The following is a 20021-nucleotide window of genomic DNA, read 5'->3' as shown; positions in this document are numbered from 1 at the left end:
GGACGACATTGCCCGTCTGGCAATATCGGTCGCCGCGACTCGAGCTTCCGCAGGCGCGCCTGGTCCTCTTGGACTCGGCGCCCCGGCAGGGATCTGAGCAAAGAAAACAAAGAATCGATCACGACTCGCCGGCCACCTGCTCGGCAGCCGACGCTGTTGACAGACTACCGCACTCCCGGGTGGATTCGCCCCTTTATGGGCTTTCCGTGCAGCCGATGCATCACGCCGCCGGTTCGGTGGGATGTGAGATATCTTGCGCCGCAACGGCATCCGGCCATCCCGGGTACGGTGGCGGGGTGCCGCCGAACGCCGGGCAGAGCTGCTGGTGGGGACACCAGTCGCACAACCGCGACGGGCTGGGGCGGAAATCGCCCGTGGGCGCCGCGGACCGGATGGCGCGCCAGATCGCCATCAGCGTTTTCTCGAATCGCAGCAGCTCGTCACGGTCGGGCGCGTAGTCCAGCACCTGGCCGTCGGCCAGGTAGATGATGCGGAGTCGAGTGGGTAGCACGTCGCGGGAACGCAGCAACGCCACCGCGTAGAACTTCATCTGAAACATCGCCTTGAACTCGGCCAGGGCCCGCGCTTCGGGTGGCGCCTTGCCGGTCTTGTAGTCGACCACCCTCAGCTCGCCGGTGGCCGCGACGTCGATCCGGTCGATGAAGCCCCGCAGCAGCGTGCCGTCGGCGAGTTCGACCTCGATGCGCTCTTCGCAACTGTGCGGGTCGAACCGGGTCGGGTCCTCCAGCCGGTAATAGCCGGTGAGCAGCGCGCGGGCCTCCGACAGCAGTTCGGTTTTCGCTTCAGGATCCACGTCTGCGACCAGGTCGGGCTCGGCCGTGATCACCCGGTCCCAGGCCGGCTCGACCAGCGAGGCGGCGGTGTCGGGGCCGCGCATCCCGGCGGGCAGGCCATAGAGCTGTTCCAGGGCGGCGTGCACCACCGAACCCCTCAGCTGCGCGGTCGAGGGCGCCTCGGGCAGCCGGTCGATCGCCCGGAAGCGGTACAGCAACGGGCATTGCTTGAAGTCCGCCGCGCGCGACGGTGACAGCGCAGGTCGGCTGCGCTCCACCGGCTGGTCCGTCATGTCCGCAGCGTAGGACCGGGCGCCGACAACCCCCAAGCACCCGCTGCGGCGAGTCGGCTGGCACGCTAGACGGCGTGTCCGTGACCGGCCCATTCACCGTTGGCGAACGTGTCCAACTCACCGACGCCAAGGGTCGGCACTACACGATGTCCCTCACGCCGGGCGCGGAGTTCCACACCCATCGCGGGTCGATCCCCCACGACGCCGTGATCGGACTGGAGCCGGGCAGCGTGGTCAAGTCCAGCAACGGCGCCGATTACTTGGTGCTGCGCCCGCTGCTGATCGACTACCTGATGTCGATGCCCCGCGGCCCGCAGGTGATCTACCCGAAGGACGCCGCCCAGATCCTGCACGAGGGCGACATCTTCCCGGGCGCACGGGTGCTGGAGGCCGGGGCCGGTTCCGGCGCGCTGACCTGCTCACTGCTGCGCGCCGTCGGGCCCGGAGGGCGGGTGGTCTCCTACGAGCAGCGCGCCGACCATGCCGAACACGCCCGCCGCAACGTCTCGGTGTTTTTCGACGGAGAGCCGGACAACTGGCAACTGATCGTCAGCGACCTGGTGGACTCCGACCTGCCCGACGGCTCCTTCGACCGCGCCGTGCTCGACATGCTTGCGCCGTGGGAGGTGCTCGACGCTGCGGCGCGCCTGTTGATAGCCGGCGGGGTGTTGATGATCTACGTCGCCACGGTCACCCAGCTGTCGCGAACCGTGGAGGCGCTGCGGGCCCAGCAGTGCTGGACCGAGCCGCGGTCGTGGGAGACCCTGCAGCGCGGCTGGAACGTGGTCGGGCTGGCCGTGCGGCCGCAGCATTCGATGCGCGGGCACACGGCGTTCCTGATCTTCACGCGACGGCTCGCCCCGGGCGTCGTCGCCCCGGCGCCCCTGGGCCGCAAGCGCCCGGGCCGCGACGGATAGGACTAGTCGTCACTCGTGGTGAGGCCCCGTCGCACGGACAGCAGCTCGAACTCGGGATGCGCCGCCACCAGGCGTTCGGCCGCGTCCAGCACGTCGACCGCGTGGCGGCGGTCTCCGGACACCACGGCCACGCCGATACCCGCCCGCCGGTGGAGGTCCTGCGCACCGGTTTCGGCGGCCGACACGCCGAACTTGCGTTGCAGCTCCGCCACGACGGGACGAATGACCGACCGCTTCTGTTTGAGTGATCGCACCCCAAGCTCCGGGCCCAGCAACACGTCGAACTCGAGCCAGCCGATCCACATCGGCGGCTAGCCCGTGGGAGTCGGCGGCGGCGGGGCAGGAGCCGGGCCGGGGGCAGGCGCGGGTGGCGTCGTGCCGGTGGCCGAGTTGCCCAGCGCCAGCAGCATTTCCGCGGTCCGGCGGGAGAGCTGCCATCCGCCTTGGAATGGGGTGAACTCCATCGGGAAGGTGAAGTTGCCGTTGTTCGGCTGGGCGGTCTTGACGGTCACGGTGGCCGTCACGTGGGACGGATTCTTGTCCGACCAGGCGACGTCGTTGGCCGCGAAGGTCATCGGGAGATACCCGTTGTCCCGCAGCGCGTTGGTGAACTTGTCCAGGGTGCCCGCGCTGTCGGGGGTCGCGCCCTCGACGAGGTCCACCTTGTTGACGCCCGGCACGTTCGGGTCGGCGAGCCGGTTCAGGACGTCGATCAGGGCGTCGGGCGGGGGCAGCGGAGCGCTCGGGGGAGCCGCGACGATCAACGGGGTCGACGTCACCGGGACCGCCGACGAGGACGACGACACCACCTTGGTTCCGGTGTGCGCGCAGCCGGCCAGCCCGACCGCCGCCAACGTGGTGACGGCACTCAGCGCAATGGTCAAGCGTCGGTGCATAGAGTTCGTTCTGTGTCTAGGCGATCGGGCCCGCCGTCGGGCCAACGGGTGCAACGGAAGTCACACCGGGCCCGGCACGCCGGAGGAGAAGGGGCCGGCGGAGCCGGTGGCAAGGGCTTTTGGGGCCACGGCTGTCCTTTCGCTCGGCAAGATTCGTGGCAGAGATTACCAGTGGAACCAAAGTCTTAACTTTTCGTGAGCATTTGACTCCGCACATCAACCGGCAATCGCCGGTAGCGTTGAAGTACCACCGCACATTTCGGGGCGGGAAAGGAGCGCAACATGGGTGACTCAGAGCGTTCTGAAGCATTCGGCAATGCCCGTGAAACTGGCATGTCCAGCGGCGATGCTGCCGAATTGGAACAGTTACGCCGTGAGGCAGCGGTGCTGCGCGAGCAACTGGAGCATGCGGTCGGGTCGGCGGGCGGCACACGGTCCGCGCGCGACGTGCATCAACTCGAGGCTCGCATCGACTCCCTCGCGGCGCGAAACTCAAAGTTAATGGAAACCCTCAAAGAGGCCCGTCAGCAACTGTTGGCGCTCCGCGAAGAGGTCGACCGGCTGGGTCAGCCGCCCAGTGGCTACGGCGTGCTGTTGGGGGCGCACGAGGACGACACGGTCGACGTGTTCACCTCGGGTCGCAAGATGCGCCTGACGTGCTCGCCCAACATCGAGGTCGGTTCGCTGCGCAAGGGCCAGACGGTGCGGCTCAACGAGGCCCTGACCGTCGTCGAGGCCGGCACGTTCGAATCGGTCGGCGAGATCTCCACGTTGCGCGAGGTGCTCAACGACGGCCACCGCGCGTTGGTCGTCGGCCACGCCGACGAGGAGCGCATCGTGTGGCTGGCCGAGCCGCTGGTCGCCGAGGACCTGCCGGACGGCGTTCCGGACGCCCTCAACGACGACACCAAGCCACGCAAGCTGCGTCCGGGTGACTCCCTGCTGGTCGACACCAAAGCCGGCTACGCCTTCGAGCGCATCCCCAAGGCCGAGGTCGAAGACCTGGTCCTGGAAGAGGTGCCCGACGTCAGCTACCAGGACATCGGCGGCCTGACGCGCCAGATCGAGCAGATCCGCGACGCCGTCGAGCTGCCGTTCCTGCACAAGGAGCTCTACCGCGAGTACGCGCTGCGCCCGCCCAAGGGTGTGTTGCTCTACGGCCCGCCCGGTTGCGGCAAGACCCTGATCGCCAAGGCGGTCGCGAACTCGTTGGCCAAGAAGATGGCCGAGGTGCGCGGCGACGATGCCCGCGAGGCGAAGTCGTACTTCCTCAACATCAAGGGCCCCGAGCTGCTGAACAAGTTCGTCGGTGAGACCGAGCGGCACATCCGGCTGATCTTCCAGCGGGCCCGCGAGAAGGCGTCGGAAGGGACGCCGGTGATCGTGTTCTTCGACGAGATGGATTCGATCTTCCGCACCCGCGGCACCGGGGTCTCCTCGGACGTCGAGACGACGGTGGTGCCGCAGCTGCTCAGCGAGATCGACGGCGTTGAAGGCCTGGAGAACGTCATCGTCATCGGCGCCTCCAACCGCGAGGACATGATCGACCCCGCGATCCTGCGGCCCGGGCGCCTCGACGTGAAGATCAAGATCGAGCGCCCGGATGCCGAAGCGGCGCAAGACATCTTCTCGAAGTACCTGACCGAGTCGCTGCCGCTGCACGCCGACGACCTCACCGAGTTCGACGGCGACCGCACCGCCTGCATCAAGGCGATGATCGAGAAGGTCGTCGAGCGGATGTACGCCGAGATCGACGACAACCGCTTCCTGGAGGTCACCTACGCCAACGGTGACAAAGAGGTCATGTACTTCAAGGACTTCAACTCCGGGGCGATGATCCAGAACGTCGTCGACCGGGCGAAGAAGAACGCGATCAAGTCGGTGCTGGAGACGGGCCAACCGGGTCTGCGCATACAGCACCTGCTCGACTCGATCGTCGACGAGTTCGCCGAGAACGAGGACCTGCCCAACACCACCAACCCCGATGACTGGGCGCGGATTTCGGGCAAGAAGGGCGAGCGGATCGTCTACATCCGCACCCTGGTCACGGGCAAGTCGTCGAGCGCGTCCCGGGCCATCGACACCGAGTCGAACCTGGGTCAGTACCTGTAGGCGCTTGGGTCGCGTGTCGCGACACTGAAACTACGCACACGACACGCCGGGCGGGGTGTGCGTAGTTTCAGTGTCGGCGGCGCTAAGCCGTCAGTCAGGTCTCCAGCGAGTAGCTGTTGGTGAGGTTGTCCTGCAGCACTTGGGCGGCTTCGGTTCTGGTGTCCACCCGCAGTTCCTCGGTGAGCACGCGCGACTGGTAGCTCCACCCGTCGGGCAACTCGAGCCGGCTGGCCAACCCGGGCAGGTCTTTCCGCTCCAGGTTGGGGTCGGTGACCTGGCTCCAGGTCTGCATGACCCAGCGTTTCCCGTGCGGATCGATGAGCTCGTAGACCTCTTCGCCCGCGTTGAACACGAAAACCGTATGACGGCTCACGCTGTTCACGCTGAAGGGCGCCGGATTCATCGAGGACAGCAGGACGGTGGCCTGCAGGATCATCTCGATGCCCCCGAAGGTCTTCGTCACTTGCGGGCCCTGCCGCTCCTTTTCGATGGAGTTCATCAGCCAATAGCGAGGGCCGTTGAGCAGCGCCGCGGCCGCGCCGTTCTCGGCGGCGATCGCGTGCGGGTCCAACGCCGACCACAGCTCGGCGGGGCAGTCGTTGAGCGGGAAGCTGTTGTAAACCGACGCCTGCGGGCCGGCCTCCCCGGGAGTCACGAGAAGCACCTCCCCGTAACGCTTCCCGGCCAGGTCAGTCACCGGTTCATCCACGTCTTCTTCGGCGCGATGGCGAGACACCCTGTGAAATTAATCACTGCCCTGGTCGGCGTCAACTTCACACGCCGTAGCGACCACGGCGCCGCGGTAGCGGTTGCGCGCGATCAGCGTCGTGTGCAAGTCGTCGATGAGCGGGTCGAGGAACGTCGACCGGTACTCGGCGTCGCCGGCCGCGCGTGCGCTGATGTACATGAACGTCAACGCGCCGAGGAACAACGTCATGTGGATCAGCGAATCGGGCACCGGCAGCGTGAATCCCAGCACCGTCGCGGTGCTCGTGTAGGTGTGGGTCCATTCGTTGAGCAGCGACGGGCTGAGCACGATCAGCCCCAGGATCAGGTAGATGGCGGCCGTGACCACCGCGACCACCAGAATCTGCGCAAGCTGCGACGCGGCCAGCACGAAGATGACGTTGAGGCGCTCGGCTCGTTTCAGCGGTGCGCAGTCGGGCGTATCCGGCATGGCCGCGAAGGGCGTCTCGGCAAGGCCCGCGGTGTCGGTGGGCAGCGCCGCAGTCGAGCGCAGCATGGGCCGGGCCCGATCATGGGTGGCAGAGACTACGAACGCCGCGGCGATCGAGACCAGGAACGCCATCGCCAGCCCCAGCCGTTCCCCGCTGATCGTCGCCGCCATGAGCCAGACGTAGGTGTTGAAGAACACCAAGGCGGTCAGCAGCACCACGGGCAGCGCCCGCACCGCCAGGGCACCGACCGTCGTCAGGTGCGACAGCATCATGCGCACCGCCCACCCGACGACCGACCCGACGCCGCAGCCGGTCAGGACCAGCACCGCCAAGACCACGATCGACTCCTGCGCCAGTTGCCCGAGCCCGCCGACGGTGGCCGCGACGCACGCCACGAGGACGACCGCGACGGTCGACACGGCCGCGCGGGTGCGGCCGCTGTGCGACCGCGACACCAGCCAGCCCACGAGGGCCATCAGCGGAAGGGCGAGCCCGATGATCGCCAGGAGAATCACTTCGGAGGTTGTCGGCTCGCCGCTGATGTGGACGTCGCGCCCGCCAGTGATCAGGTAGACAGGCAGGACACAGGCCTGCAATGTCGCGTAGGCCGCCAGCATGGGGGCCGACCGCGGCCAGAGCCGTCGCCAGCGCGAGCGCCTCGTCAGCACCGACGGCAAACCCCGGTTCAGGAACCAGCTTTCGGCCGCGGCATTCGCCGTCCCGCGCGCGGGGCGAAGGGAAAGCTCCATGCGGGCAAACCTAGCCGTACCGCGCCGCCGGATGGCGCTTATCGCACCCGATTCGGCTCTCATTGTCGCTGGCCCGGGCTCGATCGCCCGGCCGGTGATAGCCCCGCCTCGGGGTCTACATCGTCACCGGGCCTATCTTGAAGTAATGCAAAGGATTATCGGGACGGAGGTCGAGTACGGCATCTCGTCGCCGTCGGACCCGACCGCCAACCCGATCCTCACCTCGACGCAGGCAGTCCTGGCCTACGCGGCCGCCGCCGGCATCCAGCGCGCCAAGCGCACCCGCTGGGACTACGAGGTGGAATCGCCGCTGCGCGACGCCCGCGGCTTCGACCTGAGCCGCTCGGCCGGGCCCCCGCCGGTCGTCGACGCCGACGAGGTCGGCGCGGCCAACATGATCTTGACCAACGGGGCGCGGCTCTACGTTGATCACGCGCACCCGGAATACTCCGCCCCCGAGTGCACCGACCCGCTGGACGCGGTGATCTGGGACAAGGCCGGTGAGCGCGTGATGGAGGCCGCCGCCCGACACGTCGCCAGCGTGCCCGGCGCCGCGAAACTGCAGCTCTACAAGAACAACGTCGACGGCAAGGGCGCCTCCTACGGGTCCCACGAGAACTACCTGATGTCGCGGCAGACGCCGTTCTCGGCGATCATCGCCGGCCTGACCCCCTTTCTGGTGTCCCGCCAGGTGGTCACCGGTTCCGGCCGGGTCGGCATCGGGCCCGCCGGCGACGAGCCCGGCTTCCAGCTGTCGCAGCGCTCGGACTACATCGAGGTCGAGGTCGGGCTGGAGACCACGCTCAAGCGCGGCATCATCAACACCCGCGACGAGCCCCACGCCGACGCCGACCGGTATCGCCGCCTGCACGTGATCATCGGCGACGCCAACCTGGCCGAGACGTCGACCTATTTGAAGCTGGGCACCACGGCGCTGGTGCTCGATCTGATCGAGGACGGCCCCGCGCACGGGATCGACCTGAGCGACCTGGCGTTGGCGCGGCCGGTGCACGCGGTCCACGCCATCAGCCGCGATCCGTCGCTGCGGGTGGCGGTGGCCCTGGCCGACGGGCGTGAACTGACCGCCCTTGCGCTGCAACGGATTTACCTCGACCGGGTGGCTAAGCTGGTCGACGGCCGCGACCCCGACCCGCGCGCGGCCGACATCGTCGAGACGTGGGCGGACGTGCTGGACAAGCTCGAGCGCGACCCGATGGACTGCGCCGAGCTGCTGGACTGGCCGGCCAAGCTGCGCCTGCTCGAGGGCTTCCGACAGCGGGAGAACCTGAACTGGTCGGCGCCGCGGCTGCACCTGGTGGACCTGCAATATTCCGACGTGCGGCTGGACAAGGGCCTGTACAACCGGCTGGTCGCGCGCGGTTCGATGAAGCGCCTCGTGAGCGAACACCAGGTGCTCGACGCGGTCGATAATCCGCCGACGGACACGCGCGCGTACTTCCGCGGCGAATGCCTGCGCAGGTTCGGCGCCGACATCGCCGCGGCCAGCTGGGACTCGGTGATTTTCGATCTCGGGGGCGATTCGCTGGTCCGCATCCCGACGCTGGAGCCGCTGCGCGGCAGCAAAGCCCACGTCGGGGCGTTGCTCGACTCCGTGGACAGCGCGGTCGAACTGGTGGAACAACTGACCAGCTAAGCGGCGTTGGAGCGAGCAACGTCGGGGTTGACCGGTACTGTAGGAGAGACCGGCGGGCGTGTGACGCCGGTTAACACGAGCCGATAACAAAGCAGGAGGCGGCGATGGCTCAGGAGCAGACCAAGCGTGGTGGTGGCGGCGGCGACGAAGACGATTTCGCCGACGGCACGGCCGCGGGCCAGGAGCGTCGCGAGAAGCTTGCCGAAGACACCGACGACCTGCTTGACGAGATTGACGACGTCCTTGAGGAAAACGCCGAGGATTTTGTCCGCGCGTATGTCCAAAAGGGCGGACAGTGACCTGGCCGTTCGCCGATCGACTGTCCTTTAACTCCCCACTTCCCGGGAATCCGGCTGTAGACCTGTCCTCGTTCGCCGACCACCTCCGCCGCCACGCGCCGGAGTTGCTGCCGACGAGTCTTGGCGGCGGCGCGCAGACCGTCGCCGCCGGCGACCAGCTGCCGCACGGGACGACGATCGTCGCGTTGAAGTACCCGGGCGGCGTCGTCATGGCGGGTGACCGGCGCTCGACGCAGGGCAACATGATCGCCGGGCGCGACGTGAAGAAGGTGTACATAACCGACGACTACACCGCGACCGGCATCGCCGGGACCGCCGCGATCGCCGTCGAGTTCGCCCGGCTGTACGCCGTCGAACTCGAGCACTACGAGAAGCTCGAGGGCGTGCCGCTCACGTTTGCCGGCAAGGTCAACCGGCTCGCGATCATGGTGCGCGGCAACCTGGCCGCGGCGATGCAGGGGCTGGTCGCCCTGCCGTTGCTGGCCGGGTACGACATCCACGCGCCGGAACCCGAAAGCGCGGGCCGGATCGTGTCTTTCGATGCTGCGGGCGGCTGGAACATCGAGGAAGAGGGCTACCAGGCGGTGGGATCGGGCTCGATCTTCGCCAAGTCGTCGATGAAGAAGCTGTATTCGCAAGTGTCCGACGTCGATTCCGCGCTGCGGGTGATCGTGGAGGCGCTCTACGACGCCGCCGACGACGACTCCGCCACCGGCGGACCGGACTTGGTCCGCGGCATCTATCCCACGGCGGTCACCATCGGTGCCGAGGGGGCGGCCGAGGTGCCGGAGAGCCGCATCGCCGAACTGGCCCGGGAGGTCATCGAAAGCCGCTCGCGGGCGGACACTTTCGGGCCCGACGCCGAACCGCGGGGTAAGAAGAAGTGAGCTTCCCGTATTTCATCTCGCCCGAACAGGCGATGCGCGAGCGCAGCGAGCTCGCGCGCAAGGGCATCGCCCGGGGCAAGAGCGTGGTGGCGCTGGCCTACGCCGACGGCGTGCTGTTCGTCGCCGAGAACCCGTCGCGGTCCCTGCAGAAGATCAGCGAACTCTACGACCGCGTCGGCTTTGCGGCCGCGGGCAAGTTCAACGAGTTCGACAACCTGCGCCGCGGCGGCATCCAGTTCGCCGACACCCGGGGCTACGCGTACGACCGGCGCGACGTGACCGGGCGGCAGCTGGCCAACGTGTACGCGCAGACCCTGGGCAGCATCTTCACCGAGCAGGCGAAGCCCTACGAGGTCGAGTTGTGCGTCGCCGAGGTCGCCCACTACGGCGAGACGAAACCGCCTGAGCTGTACCGCATTACCTATGACGGCTCGATCGCCGACGAGCCGCATTTCGTGGTGATGGGCGGCACCACCGAGCCGATCGTCACGGCGCTCAAGGACTCCTACGCCGAAAACGCCCACCTGCGTGAGGCTTTGGGCATCGCGGTTGCGGCGCTGCGGGCGGGCAGCGCGGAGACGTCCAACGGCGATCAGCCCGCCCTCGACGTGGGCAGCCTGGAGGTGGCGATCCTGGACGCCAACCGGCCGCGGCGGGCGTTCAAGCGGATCAATCGCCCCACCCTGGAAAACTTGCTGAAGAAGTCGGACGGCGCGAAGTCCAAGGACGCAAAATCCGGCGGAGAAGAGCCGGACGCGGAGGGCAAGTCGTCGGACTAGATCCGCCCGATAACACCCCTGGGCGCGGCTTCTGCACCTTTGCGGCCTGACAACCAGTACCCTCGATTACGTGCAGCGACGAATAATGGGCATCGAGACCGAGTTCGGTGTCACCTGCACGTTCCACGGCCACCGCCGCCTGTCCCCGGACGAGGTCGCCCGGTACCTGTTCCGGCGCGTGGTGTCGTGGGGCCGCAGCTCCAACGTCTTCTTGCGAAACGGCGCCCGCCTCTACCTGGATGTGGGCAGCCATCCCGAGTACGCCACCGCCGAGTGCGACAGCCTGGTGCAACTGGTCACCCACGACCGCGCCGGGGAATGGGTGCTGGAAGACCTGCTGGTGGACGCCGAACAGCGGCTCGCCGACGAGGGCATTGGCGGCGACATCTACCTGTTCAAGAACAACACCGACTCGGCGGGCAACTCCTACGGCTGCCACGAGAACTACCTCATCGTGCGGGCCGGCGAGTTCTCCCGGATCTCCGACGTGCTGCTGCCGTTCCTGGTCACCCGCCAGCTGATCTGCGGGGCCGGCAAGGTGCTGCAGACCCCCAAGGCCGCGACGTTCTGCCTTTCCCAACGCGCCGAGCACATCTGGGAGGGCGTCTCGTCGGCCACCACGCGCAGCCGCCCGATCATCAACACCCGCGACGAGCCGCACGCGGACGCCGAGAAGTACCGGCGCCTGCACGTCATCGTCGGCGACTCCAACATGTGCGAGACGACCACCATGCTCAAGGTGGGCACCGCGGCGCTGGTGCTGGAGATGATCGAGGCCGGTGTCCCGTTCCGCGACTTCTCGCTGGACAACCCCATCCGCGCGATTCGCGAGGTCAGCCACGACGTGACGGGCCGACGGCCGGTGCGGCTGGCCGGCGGGCGGCAGGCCAGCGCGCTGGACATCCAGCGCGAGTACTACAGCCGCGCCGTCGAGCACCTGCAGACCCGGGAACCCAACGCTCAGATCGAGCAGGTCGTGGACCTGTGGGGCCGGCAGCTCGACGCCGTCGAGAGCCAGGACTTCGCCAAGGTGGACACCGAGATCGACTGGGTGATCAAGCGCAAGCTGTTCCAGCGCTACCAGGACCGCTACAACATGGAGCTGTCGGATCCGAAGATCGCCCAGCTGGACCTGGCCTACCACGACATCAAGCGCGGCCGCGGCGTCTTTGACCTGCTGCAGCGCAAGGGCCTGGCCACCCGGGTCACCACCGACGAGGACATCGCGGAGGCGGTCGACCACCCGCCGCAGACCACCCGTGCCCGGCTGCGCGGGGAGTTCATCAGCGCCGCGCAGGCGGCGGGCCGCGACTTCACCGTCGACTGGGTGCACCTCAAGCTCAACGACCAGGCGCAGCGCACCGTGCTGTGCAAGGACCCGTTCCGGGCGGTCGACGAGCGGGTCAAGCGACTCATCGCCAGCATGTAGCGGCGGTCGGCCGAATCCTGCGACGCGGCCGCCCGGCGGAAGCGCCGCGCGGGGACCATCGAATAACCTGGGACAAATGGCGACCTCGAAAGTCGAGCGGCTGGTTAATCTCGTGATCGCCCTGCTGTCCACCCGCGGCTACGTCACCGCCGAAAAGATCAGGTCCAGCGTCGCCGGCTATTCCGACAGCCCCAGCGCCGAGGCGTTTTCGCGGATGTTCGAGCGCGACAAGAACGAATTGCGCGACCTCGGCATCCCGCTGGAGGTCGGCCGGGTGTCGGCCATGGATCCCACCGAGGGCTACCGGATCAACCGCGACGCCTACGCGCTGGCGCCGGTGGACCTCACCCCGGACGAGGCGGCCGCGGTGGCCGTCGCCACGCAGCTGTGGGAGTCGCCCGAACTGATCACCGCCACCCAGGGCGCCCTGCTCAAGCTGCGCGCCGCCGGCGTGGACGTCGACCCCGACGCGCCGGTGGCCATCGCGTCCCCGGCGGGCGTGCCGGGCCTGCGTGGGTCGGAGGAGGTGCTGGGGATCCTGTTGTCCGCCATCGCTTCCCGTCAGGCGGTGCAGTTTCCGCACCGGCCGTCGCGGGCCGAGCCCTACACGACGCGCACCGTCGAGCCCTGGGGCGTGGTCACCGAGAAGGGCCGCTGGTATCTGGTCGGCCACGACCGCGACCGCGACGCCACCCGCACCTTCCGGCTGTCCCGGATCGGGCCGGACGTCGCCGCGATCGGCCCGCCCGGCGCGGTCACCGTGCCCGACGGCGTGGACCTGCGCAAGATCGTGGCCCAGACGGTCAGCGAGTGGCCGGCCGGGGGACAGGCCCGGGTGTGGGTCGCCGACGGGCGGGCCACCGCGCTGCGCCGCGCCGGCAAGTCGGCGGGTGCGCAGCAGCTGGCCGGCCGCGACGGCGAGGTGATCGAACTCGGCATCGGATCCAGCGACCAGCTGGCCCGCGACATCGCCGGCTACGGGGCCGACGCGGTCGTGCTCGAGCCGCAATCGCTGCGCGACGAGGTGCTGGCCCGGCTGCGCGCGCACGCGGGAGTCCAAGGCTGATGACTCCCGTCTCCACCCGGCTGGTTCGGCTGCTCAACATGGTCCCGTATTTCCAGGCCAACCCGAAGGTCACCCGGGCCAAGGCCGCCGCCGACCTCGGGGTCTCGGAGAAGCAGCTGGAAGAGGATCTCAACCAGCTGTGGATGTGCGGTCTTCCCGGCTACTACCCGGGCGACCTCATCGACTTCGAGTTCTCCGGCGACACCATCGAGGTGACGTTCTCGGCGGGCATCGACCGGCCGCTCAAGCTCACGTCGCCTGAGGCCACCGGCCTGCTGGTGGCGCTGCGGGCGCTGGCCGACATCCCGGGCGTCGTCGACCCGGAGGCGGCGCGCAGTGCGATCGCCAAGATCGAGGCCGCCGCCGGCGCCGTCGGGCACGACGCTTCGGCGGCGGTGGCGGCAGTGCACGAGCCCGCCCCCGTCGAAAGCCGCGCCGCGGCCGCCGTCCGCACGGCGGTGCAGTACAAGCGCGCGCTGGCCATCGACTATTACTCCGCCTCGCACGACACCCTGACCAGCCGGGTCGTCGACCCCATCCGGGTCCTGCTGATCGGCGGCCACAGCTATCTGGAGGCCTGGTCGCGCGAGGCCGAAGGCGTTCGGCTGTTCCGCTTCGATCGGATCGTGGACGCCACCGAGCTGGGCGAGCCGGCGGCCCCGCCGGAACCGGCGCTGCACGCGCCGCCGGACACGTCGCTGTTCGACGGCGATCCGTCGCTGCCGTCGGCGCGGCTGTGGGTGGCGCCCGCGGCGTCGTGGATGTTCGAGTACTACCCGATGCGGGAGGTGCTCGAGCTGCCCGACGGGTCGTGCGAGGCCGTCATGACCTACGCCTCCGAGGACTGGATGACGAGGCTGGTGCTGGGCTTCGGCGCGGCCGTGCGGGTGCTCGAACCGGAGTCGCTGGCTCATCGTGTACGGGATGCCGCCGCGGCCGCCCTGGAGTCCTACCAGGTCGCGGCGCGGCCACAATAGCCGCGACCGTCGCTGCGGTAGCATCGGGTGGACGTCTGGAGGTAATCAAAGTGGGCAGTCTTAGTCCGTGGCACTGGGCGATCCTCGCTGTCGTAGTGATCCTGCTGTTCGGTGCCAAGAAGCTCCCCGATGCCGCGCGCTCGCTGGGCAAGTCGATGCGCATTTTCAAGTCCGAGATGCGTGAAATGCAGACCGAGGGCAAGTCCGACGCGCCTGCGATCGAGACCCCCCAGCCCGTGCAGTCGCAGCGGGTCGACCCGCCGGCGACCACCGAGCAGGGGCACACCGAAGCGCGCCCGGCCTAGCCGCGTCCCCGCGGTGCCCGAGCGCAACTGATCGACCGCAAAGACCACCGTGAAAGGTTTCAAGGTTTCAGCGCGCACCGCGGGCCTGCTGAAACGGCTCAACCCGCGTAACCGGCGCAGCCGCACCAACCCCGACGCGACGATGTCGCTGGTCGACCACCTGACCGAGCTGCGCACCCGGCTGCTGATCTCGCTGGCCGCCATCCTGCTGACGACGGTTTTCGGGTTCTTCTGGTACTCGCACGGGATCTTCGGGCTGGAGAGCCTCGGCGAATGGCTGCGCCATCCGTACTGTTCGCTGCCCCAATCGGCGCGCGCGAGCATCAGCGCCGACGGGCAGTGCCGGCTGCTGGCCACCGCCCCGTTCGACCAATTCATGTTGCGCCTCAAGGTCGGGCTGACGGCCGGGCTGGTCCTGGCCTGCCCGGTCTGGCTCTATGAGCTGTGGGCGTTCATCACGCCCGGGCTCTACCAGAAGGAGCGCCGCTTCGCGGTCGGGTTCGTGGTGCCCGCCGCGGTGCTGTTCGTCGTCGGCGCCGTGCTGGCCTACTTCGTGCTGTCCAAGGCGCTGGGCTTCCTGTTGACCGTCGGCAGCGACGTGCAGGTAACCGCGCTGTCCGGGGACCGGTATTTCGGCTTCCTGATCAACCTGCTGGTGGTCTTCGGGGTCAGCTTCGAGTTCCCGCTGCTGATCGTCATGCTCAACGCGGTGGGCGTGCTCAGCTATGAGCGGCTCAAGTCCTGGCGGCGAGGCCTGATCTTCGGCATGTTCGCCTTCGCCGCCATCTTCACGCCCGGATCCGACCCGTTCTCGATGACGGCGCTCGGGATCGCGCTGTCGGTGCTGCTCGAGCTCGCCATCCAGATCGCCCGACTGCACGACCGGCGCAAGGCCAAGCGCGAAGCCCGGGTCACGATTCCCGACGACGAGGCGTCCGTCATCGAGCCGCCCGAACCGATACCGGAGCCGTCATTCACCGCCGGGCAACATGACGACGTCACCTAGCCTCCCTTCTCGCGAGCGTGCGTGTTTGTGCACCGACACGCCGATGCTGGCGTACATTTGCGCACCCTCGCGCGATCTGGCAGTGGCGTGACCGAGCTGCCCGAGCTGGCGCGGTTCGCCGCCGAACTGAGCTTCTCGCTCGACGACTTTCAGCGGCGGGCGTGCGAGGCGCTGGAACGAGGCCACGGCGTGCTGGTGTGCGCGCCGACCGGCGCCGGAAAGACCGTCGTCGGCGAGTTCGCCGTGCACCTGGCCCTGGCGTCCGGCGGCAAATGCTTCTACACCACGCCGCTGAAGGCGCTGAGCAACCAGAAGCACACCGACCTGAGCGAGCGCTACGGCCGCGACCGGATCGGGCTGCTGACTGGCGACATGTCGGTGAACGGCGACGCGCCCGTCGTGGTGATGACCACCGAAGTGCTGCGCAACATGCTTTACGCCGATTCGCCTGCGCTGCAAGGGCTTTCCTACGTGGTGATGGACGAGGTGCATTTCCTTGCCGACCGGATGCGGGGCCCGGTATGGGAGGAGGTGATCCTGCACCTGCCCGACGAGGTGCGGCTGGTCAGCCTCTCGGCGACGGTGAGCAACGCCGAGGAGTTCGGCGGCTGGATCCAGACCGTCCGCGGCGACACCACCGTCGTCGTCGACGAACACCGGCCCGTCCCGCTGTGGCAACACGTGCTGGTCGGCAAGCGGCTGTTCGACCTGTTCGACTACTCGCACGCCGAGCCGGACGCCGGCGACAAGCCGCGCGTCGACCCGGACCTGGTGCGCCACATCGCCCATCGCCGCGAGGCGGACCGCATGTCGGACTGGCAGCCTCGCCGGGGGCGGCGCGGAGGCCCTGGCCGCCCGCGCTTCTACCGGCCGCCCGCGCGCCCGGACGTGATCGGGATCCTGGATTCGCAGGGTCTGCTGCCCGCGATCACCTTCGTGTTCTCCCGGGCCGGCTGCGACGCCGCCGTCCAGCAGTGCCTGCGATCGCCGCTGCGGCTGACCACCGAGGAGGAGCGCGCGCAGATCGCCGAGGTCATCGAGCACCGCTGCGGCGACCTGGCCGACGCCGACCTGGCCGTGCTCGGCTACTACGAGTGGCGCGAGGGGCTGCTGCGCGGGCTGGCGGCCCACCACGCCGGGATGCTGCCGGCGTTCCGCCACACCGTCGAGGAGCTGTTCACCGCGGGCCTGGTCAAGGCGGTGTTCGCCACCGAAACGCTGGCGCTGGGCATCAACATGCCCGCCCGCACGGTGGTGCTCGAGCGGCTGGTCAAGTTCAACGGCGAGCAGCACATGCCGCTCACGCCGGGGGAATACACGCAGCTGACCGGGCGCGCCGGGCGGCGCGGCATCGACGTCGAGGGCCACGCGGTGGTGCTGTGGAACCCCAGCGAGGAGACCACCGAACCCTCCGCGGTGGCCGGCCTGGCCTCGACCCGCACCTTTCCGCTGCGTAGTTCGTTCGCGCCGTCGTACAACATGACGATCAACCTCGTGCAGCAGATGGGCCCCGAGCAGGCGCACCAACTGTTGGAGCAATCGTTCGCCCAGTACCAGGCGGACCGCTCGGTGGTCGGCCTGGTCCGCGGCATCGAGCGGGGCCAGCGAATGCTCGACGAGATCGCCGCCGAGCTCGGCGGACACGACGCGCCGGTCTTCGAATACGCGCGGATGCGCGCGCGGATCTCCGAGATGGAGCGCGCGCAGTCCCGCGCGTCGCGGCTGCAGCGACGGCAGGCGGCCAGCGATGCGCTGGCCGCGCTGCGCCGCGGCGACATCATCACGATCACGCACGGCCGGCGCGGCGGGCTGGCGGTGGTGCTGGAGTCGGCGCGTGACAGCTCCGACCCGCGCCCGCTGGTGCTGACCGAAAACCGTTGGGCGGGAAGGATTTCCTCGGCCGACTATTCGGGCGCGACGGCACCCGTCGGCTCGATGCCGTTGCCCAAGCGCGTCGAGCACCGCCAGCCACGGGTGCGCCGCGACCTGGCGTCGGCGCTGCGGTCGGCGGCCGCCGGGCTGGCTGTTCCGGGAACGGGCCGCAGCGGTCGCGGCGACGGGAACGGCGCGTTTCACGACCCGGAGCTCGCGTCGCTGCGGGCCGAGCTGCGCCGGCACCCCACGCACAGCGCCCCCGACCTCGAGCCGCAGATGCGCCAGGCTGAGCGGTACCTGCGCATGGAACGCGACAACGCGCAACTGGAGAAGAAGGTCGGCGCCGCCACCAACTCGCTGGCCCGGACCTTTGACCGGATCGTCGGGCTGCTCACCGAGCGCGGCTTCATCCAGGGCCCGGCGACCGATCCCCACGTCACCGACGATGGCCGCCTGCTGGCCCGCATCTACAGCGAGAGCGACCTCCTGGTCGCCGAATGCCTGCGCACTGGCGCATGGGCGGGTTTGAAGCCGGCCGAGCTGGCGGCGGTGGTCTCGGCCGTGCTGTACGAGTCCCGGGGCGGTGACGGCGCCGGCGCCGCCTTGGCGGCCGAGGTGCCCACCCAGCGGCTTAGGCAGGCGCTGCAACAGACCTCGAGGCTGTCGATGGCGCTGCGCGCCGACGAGCAGGCGCACCGGATCGCCCCGAGCCGCGAGCCCGACGACGGCTTCGTCAACGTGATCTACCGGTGGGCCCGGACGGGGGACCTGGCCGCGGCGCTGGCCGTCGCCGATGTGGCCGGCGCGGGGTCCCCGTTGTCGGCGGGGGACTTCGTGCGCTGGTGCCGCCAGGTGCTCGACCTGTTGGACCAGGTGCGCAACGCCGCGCCCGATCCGGAGCTCCGCGCGGCCGCCAAGCGCGCCATCAATGACGTGCGGCGCGGCGTCGTCGCAGTTGACGCCGGGTAGGCTGGGCGCGAGCTACCGTTACATGGCGCTAATGGCGCGAGACACAAGGGAACTGAGGAGCAGGAATGAGCGGACCGCAGGGGTCGGACCCGGGTCACCAGTGGCAACCGCCCGGTCAGAGCGGCGATCAGTCCTCGGAGCCCACCCAGGTGGCGCCAACGCACTGGCAGCCGCCGCAGCAGCAGCCCGGCCAGGAGCAGACGTGGCAGGCCCCGGCCTACACGCCGCCCGCCGAATACCCGCAATACCAGCAGCCGGCCGAGCCGGCATACCCGCAGCAGTACCCCCAGCAGCCGGGCTACGGCCAACCGCCGCAATACGGTGAACAGCCCCAGCAGTACGCCCAGCCCGGCCAGTACGGCCCGTACGGCCAACCGGGCCAGTACGGCCAGCCGGGGCAGCCGGGCCAGTACGGCCAATACGGTCAGCCGGGTCAGTACGGTCAGCCCGGCCAATACCCGCAGCAGTACTCGCCCTACGACCAACAACAGCCGGCGAAGAAGCGCTCGATGGCGCTGATCGGCGGCGTCGTCGGCGTGATCGCCTTCCTGGTGATCGCCGTCGTGCTGGTGCTCGGCTTCTGGCAGCCCGGGTTCTTCGTCACCACCAAGCTGGACGTCAACAAGGCGCAGGCCGGGGTCCAGCAGGTGCTGACCGACGAGACCAACGGCTACGGCGCGAAGAACGTCAAGGACGTCTCCTGCAACCACGGCCAGGATCCCGTCGTCAAGAAGGGCGCGACGTTCGACTGCGACGTCAGCATCGACGGCGCCAAGAAGCGCGTGACGGTGACCTTCCAGGACAACAAGGGCACCTACGAGGTCGGCCGGCCCCAGTAGCCGCCGTCAACCGGGCAGCGCGTCGAGCGCCTTCTGCAACCGGGCCACCGGCGACCCGACCCCCAGCTCGGTCGCCAGCTTGGCGGTGCGTCGCGGATGGGCCGCGGTCAGCGGCAGCGCGTCGGTGGGCGTCGACAGGGTGACCGGCGCGTCGGTCACCACCCGCACCACCTTGCCGGCGGCCTCGATGTAGTCGGTCGCGCCCAGCAGCTTCGCCCGTAAACCCTTGGCCATCTTGGACTTTGGGCCATGTGCGGCGGCCAGGATCCCGTCCAGCGAACCGTGCTGGGCCAGCAGCGTGGCCGCCGTCTTCTCACCGACGCCCGGGACGCCAGGCAGGCCGTCTGACGGATCGCCGCGCAGCAACGCGAGCTCGGCGTAGGCCGGACCCGCCCGCTCCCGTGGCACGCCATACTGCTCGGCCACCTCGGCCGGCCCGAACAGCGTGGCCTTGGTCAGCCCGCGGCCCAGGTAGAGCACCCGAACCGGGACGGGGTTGTCGGCGACCACCTGCAGCAGGTCTCGGTCCCCGCTGACCACGACGACCGGGTCGGTGCGCTCCCGCGCCGCCAGCGTGCCCAGCACGTCGTCGGCCTCGAAACCCTCCGCCCCCGCCGTCGGGATCCCGAACGCGTCGAGCAGCTCCATGATCATGTCGATCTGCGGTGTCAGGTCGTCGGGCACTTCCTCGATGTCGGGTTGACCTGGCGGCTCGGGCTCGGCGACCCGGTGCGCCTTGTACGACGGGATGAGGTCGACCCGGAACTGTGGCCGCCAATCCAGGTCCAGGCACACCACCAGCCGGCCGGGCCGCTGCTGGCTGATCACCACGGCCATCGAGTCGAGGAAGCCGCGCACGGCGTTGACGGGCCGGCCGTCGGGCGCGGTGATCGACGACGGCACCCCGAAGTAGGAGCGGAACCACATGCTGGCGCCGTCGAGCAGCAAGACGGGTGCGGGCATGCGGGCTATCCTGCCAGCGCCGTTAATCTGGCTG

Annotated in this window: 19 protein-coding genes; 13 read left to right on the top strand and 6 right to left on the bottom strand. The window is 69.0% G+C overall.

Annotated features, from left to right (window positions below; translation table 11 throughout):
- Nucleotides 1-220 precede the first annotated feature (220 nt).
- The gene (locus A9X00_RS04505) at nt 221-1087 is read right to left on the bottom strand and encodes a RecB family exonuclease (protein WP_067149640.1); all 867 of its coding nucleotides are present in this window, start codon (nt 1085-1087) and stop codon (nt 221-223) included.
- Between the two features lie 74 nt (nt 1088-1161).
- Here A9X00_RS04505 and trmI point away from each other — a divergent pair, with 74 nt between their 5' ends.
- Nucleotides 1162-2004 carry a tRNA (adenine(58)-N(1))-methyltransferase TrmI gene (gene trmI, locus A9X00_RS04500; protein WP_067149639.1) on the top strand — a complete coding sequence of 281 codons (843 nt, stop codon included), beginning with the start codon at nt 1162-1164 and terminating at the stop codon, nt 2002-2004.
- Between the two features lie 2 nt (nt 2005-2006).
- On the opposite strand, the gene A9X00_RS04495 is transcribed toward trmI, so the two are convergent.
- Nucleotides 2007-2309: a DUF503 domain-containing protein gene (locus tag A9X00_RS04495; RefSeq protein ID WP_067149638.1), complete on the bottom strand. Its 303-nt coding sequence runs from the start codon at nt 2307-2309 to the stop codon at nt 2007-2009.
- Between the two features lie 6 nt (nt 2310-2315).
- Nucleotides 2316-2900, bottom strand: a complete 585-nt coding sequence (locus A9X00_RS04490; protein ID WP_067149636.1) for a hypothetical protein — start codon at nt 2898-2900, stop codon at nt 2316-2318.
- Nucleotides 2901-3182: 282 nt separating this feature from the next.
- Between A9X00_RS04490 and arc the strand changes: the two genes are divergently transcribed.
- A complete protein-coding gene (arc, locus tag A9X00_RS04485) occupies nt 3183-5012 on the top strand; it encodes a proteasome ATPase (RefSeq protein WP_067149634.1) in 1830 nt (609 codons plus the stop codon).
- A 94-nt stretch (nt 5013-5106) separates the two neighbouring features.
- Here arc and A9X00_RS04480 read toward each other — a convergent pair whose 3' ends face one another.
- Complete coding sequence (locus A9X00_RS04480; protein ID WP_197515055.1) at nt 5107-5721, bottom strand: hypothetical protein; 615 nt, start codon at nt 5719-5721, stop codon at nt 5107-5109.
- Nucleotides 5722-5757: 36 nt separating this feature from the next.
- Entirely contained in the window at nt 5758-6939 is a 1182-nt protein-coding gene (locus A9X00_RS04475) for a hypothetical protein (RefSeq protein WP_082974685.1), read from the bottom strand.
- 145 nt (nt 6940-7084) lie between these two features.
- Here A9X00_RS04475 and dop point away from each other — a divergent pair, with 145 nt between their 5' ends.
- From dop to A9X00_RS04420, 11 genes are all read left to right on the top strand, one after another.
- On the top strand, nt 7085-8593 hold the full coding sequence (dop, locus tag A9X00_RS04470) for a pup deamidase/depupylase (protein WP_067149630.1): 1509 nt from the start codon (nt 7085-7087) through the stop codon (nt 8591-8593).
- 104 nt (nt 8594-8697) lie between these two features.
- On the top strand, nt 8698-8892 hold the full coding sequence (locus A9X00_RS04465) for a ubiquitin-like protein Pup (RefSeq protein ID WP_066913345.1): 195 nt from the start codon (nt 8698-8700) through the stop codon (nt 8890-8892).
- Nucleotides 8889-9779, top strand: coding sequence for a proteasome subunit beta (gene prcB, locus A9X00_RS04460; protein WP_067149625.1), 891 nt, complete (start codon nt 8889-8891; stop codon nt 9777-9779). The genes A9X00_RS04465 and prcB overlap by 4 nt, the downstream gene beginning before the upstream one ends.
- On the top strand, nt 9776-10558 hold the full coding sequence (prcA, locus tag A9X00_RS04455; RefSeq protein ID WP_067149623.1) for a proteasome subunit alpha: 783 nt from the start codon (nt 9776-9778) through the stop codon (nt 10556-10558). The genes prcB and prcA overlap by 4 nt, the downstream gene beginning before the upstream one ends.
- A gap of 70 nt (nt 10559-10628) precedes the next feature.
- Nucleotides 10629-11987 carry a Pup--protein ligase gene (pafA, locus tag A9X00_RS04450; RefSeq protein ID WP_152531269.1) on the top strand — a complete coding sequence of 453 codons (1359 nt, stop codon included), beginning with the start codon at nt 10629-10631 and terminating at the stop codon, nt 11985-11987.
- A 76-nt stretch (nt 11988-12063) separates the two neighbouring features.
- Nucleotides 12064-13053, top strand: coding sequence for a YafY family protein (locus A9X00_RS04445; RefSeq protein WP_067149617.1), 990 nt, complete (start codon nt 12064-12066; stop codon nt 13051-13053).
- Nucleotides 13053-14030: a YafY family protein gene (locus tag A9X00_RS04440; RefSeq protein ID WP_067149609.1), complete on the top strand. Its 978-nt coding sequence runs from the start codon at nt 13053-13055 to the stop codon at nt 14028-14030. Before A9X00_RS04445 ends, A9X00_RS04440 begins: the two co-directional genes overlap by 1 nt.
- 50 nt (nt 14031-14080) lie before the next feature.
- A complete protein-coding gene (gene tatA, locus A9X00_RS04435) occupies nt 14081-14335 on the top strand; it encodes a Sec-independent protein translocase subunit TatA (protein ID WP_067149598.1) in 255 nt (84 codons plus the stop codon).
- 49 nt (nt 14336-14384) lie between these two features.
- On the top strand, nt 14385-15341 hold the full coding sequence (tatC, locus tag A9X00_RS04430; protein WP_156771922.1) for a twin-arginine translocase subunit TatC: 957 nt from the start codon (nt 14385-14387) through the stop codon (nt 15339-15341).
- A gap of 87 nt (nt 15342-15428) precedes the next feature.
- Nucleotides 15429-18185 carry an RNA helicase gene (locus A9X00_RS04425; protein WP_067149597.1) on the top strand — a complete coding sequence of 919 codons (2757 nt, stop codon included), beginning with the start codon at nt 15429-15431 and terminating at the stop codon, nt 18183-18185.
- A gap of 65 nt (nt 18186-18250) precedes the next feature.
- Complete coding sequence (locus tag A9X00_RS04420; protein ID WP_067149596.1) at nt 18251-19024, top strand: DUF4333 domain-containing protein; 774 nt, start codon at nt 18251-18253, stop codon at nt 19022-19024.
- Between the two features lie 6 nt (nt 19025-19030).
- On the opposite strand, the gene A9X00_RS04415 is transcribed toward A9X00_RS04420, so the two are convergent.
- The gene (locus tag A9X00_RS04415) at nt 19031-19987 is read right to left on the bottom strand and encodes a 5'-3' exonuclease (protein ID WP_067149595.1); all 957 of its coding nucleotides are present in this window, start codon (nt 19985-19987) and stop codon (nt 19031-19033) included.
- Between the last annotated feature and the right edge of the window lie 34 nt (nt 19988-20021).

It is taken from the genome of Mycobacterium sp. 1245805.9, assembly GCF_001672915.1.
GTDB lineage: Bacteria > Actinomycetota > Actinomycetes > Mycobacteriales > Mycobacteriaceae > Mycobacterium.
This window is presented reverse-complemented; position numbering and strand designations above follow the sequence as displayed.

Bases quoted from the DNA above. Each gene is read 5' to 3' on its own strand.
- A9X00_RS04505 (WP_067149640.1), bottom strand. From the start codon at position 1,087: ATGACGGACCAGCCGGTGGAGCGCAGCCGACCTGCGCTGTCACCGTCG.
- A9X00_RS04495 (WP_067149638.1), bottom strand. From the start codon at position 2,309: ATGTGGATCGGCTGGCTCGAGTTCGACGTGTTGCTGGGCCCGGAGCTT.
- A9X00_RS04490 (WP_067149636.1), bottom strand. From the start codon at position 2,900: ATGCACCGACGCTTGACCATTGCGCTGAGTGCCGTCACCACGTTGGCG.
- arc (WP_067149634.1), top strand. From the start codon at position 3,183: ATGGGTGACTCAGAGCGTTCTGAAGCATTCGGCAATGCCCGTGAAACT.
- A9X00_RS04475 (WP_082974685.1), bottom strand. From the start codon at position 6,939: ATGGAGCTTTCCCTTCGCCCCGCGCGCGGGACGGCGAATGCCGCGGCC.
- dop (WP_067149630.1), top strand. From the start codon at position 7,085: ATGCAAAGGATTATCGGGACGGAGGTCGAGTACGGCATCTCGTCGCCG.
- A9X00_RS04465 (WP_066913345.1), top strand. From the start codon at position 8,698: ATGGCTCAGGAGCAGACCAAGCGTGGTGGTGGCGGCGGCGACGAAGAC.
- A9X00_RS04445 (WP_067149617.1), top strand. From the start codon at position 12,064: ATGGCGACCTCGAAAGTCGAGCGGCTGGTTAATCTCGTGATCGCCCTG.
- A9X00_RS04440 (WP_067149609.1), top strand. From the start codon at position 13,053: ATGACTCCCGTCTCCACCCGGCTGGTTCGGCTGCTCAACATGGTCCCG.
- A9X00_RS04420 (WP_067149596.1), top strand. From the start codon at position 18,251: ATGAGCGGACCGCAGGGGTCGGACCCGGGTCACCAGTGGCAACCGCCC.
- A9X00_RS04415 (WP_067149595.1), bottom strand. From the start codon at position 19,987: ATGCCCGCACCCGTCTTGCTGCTCGACGGCGCCAGCATGTGGTTCCGC.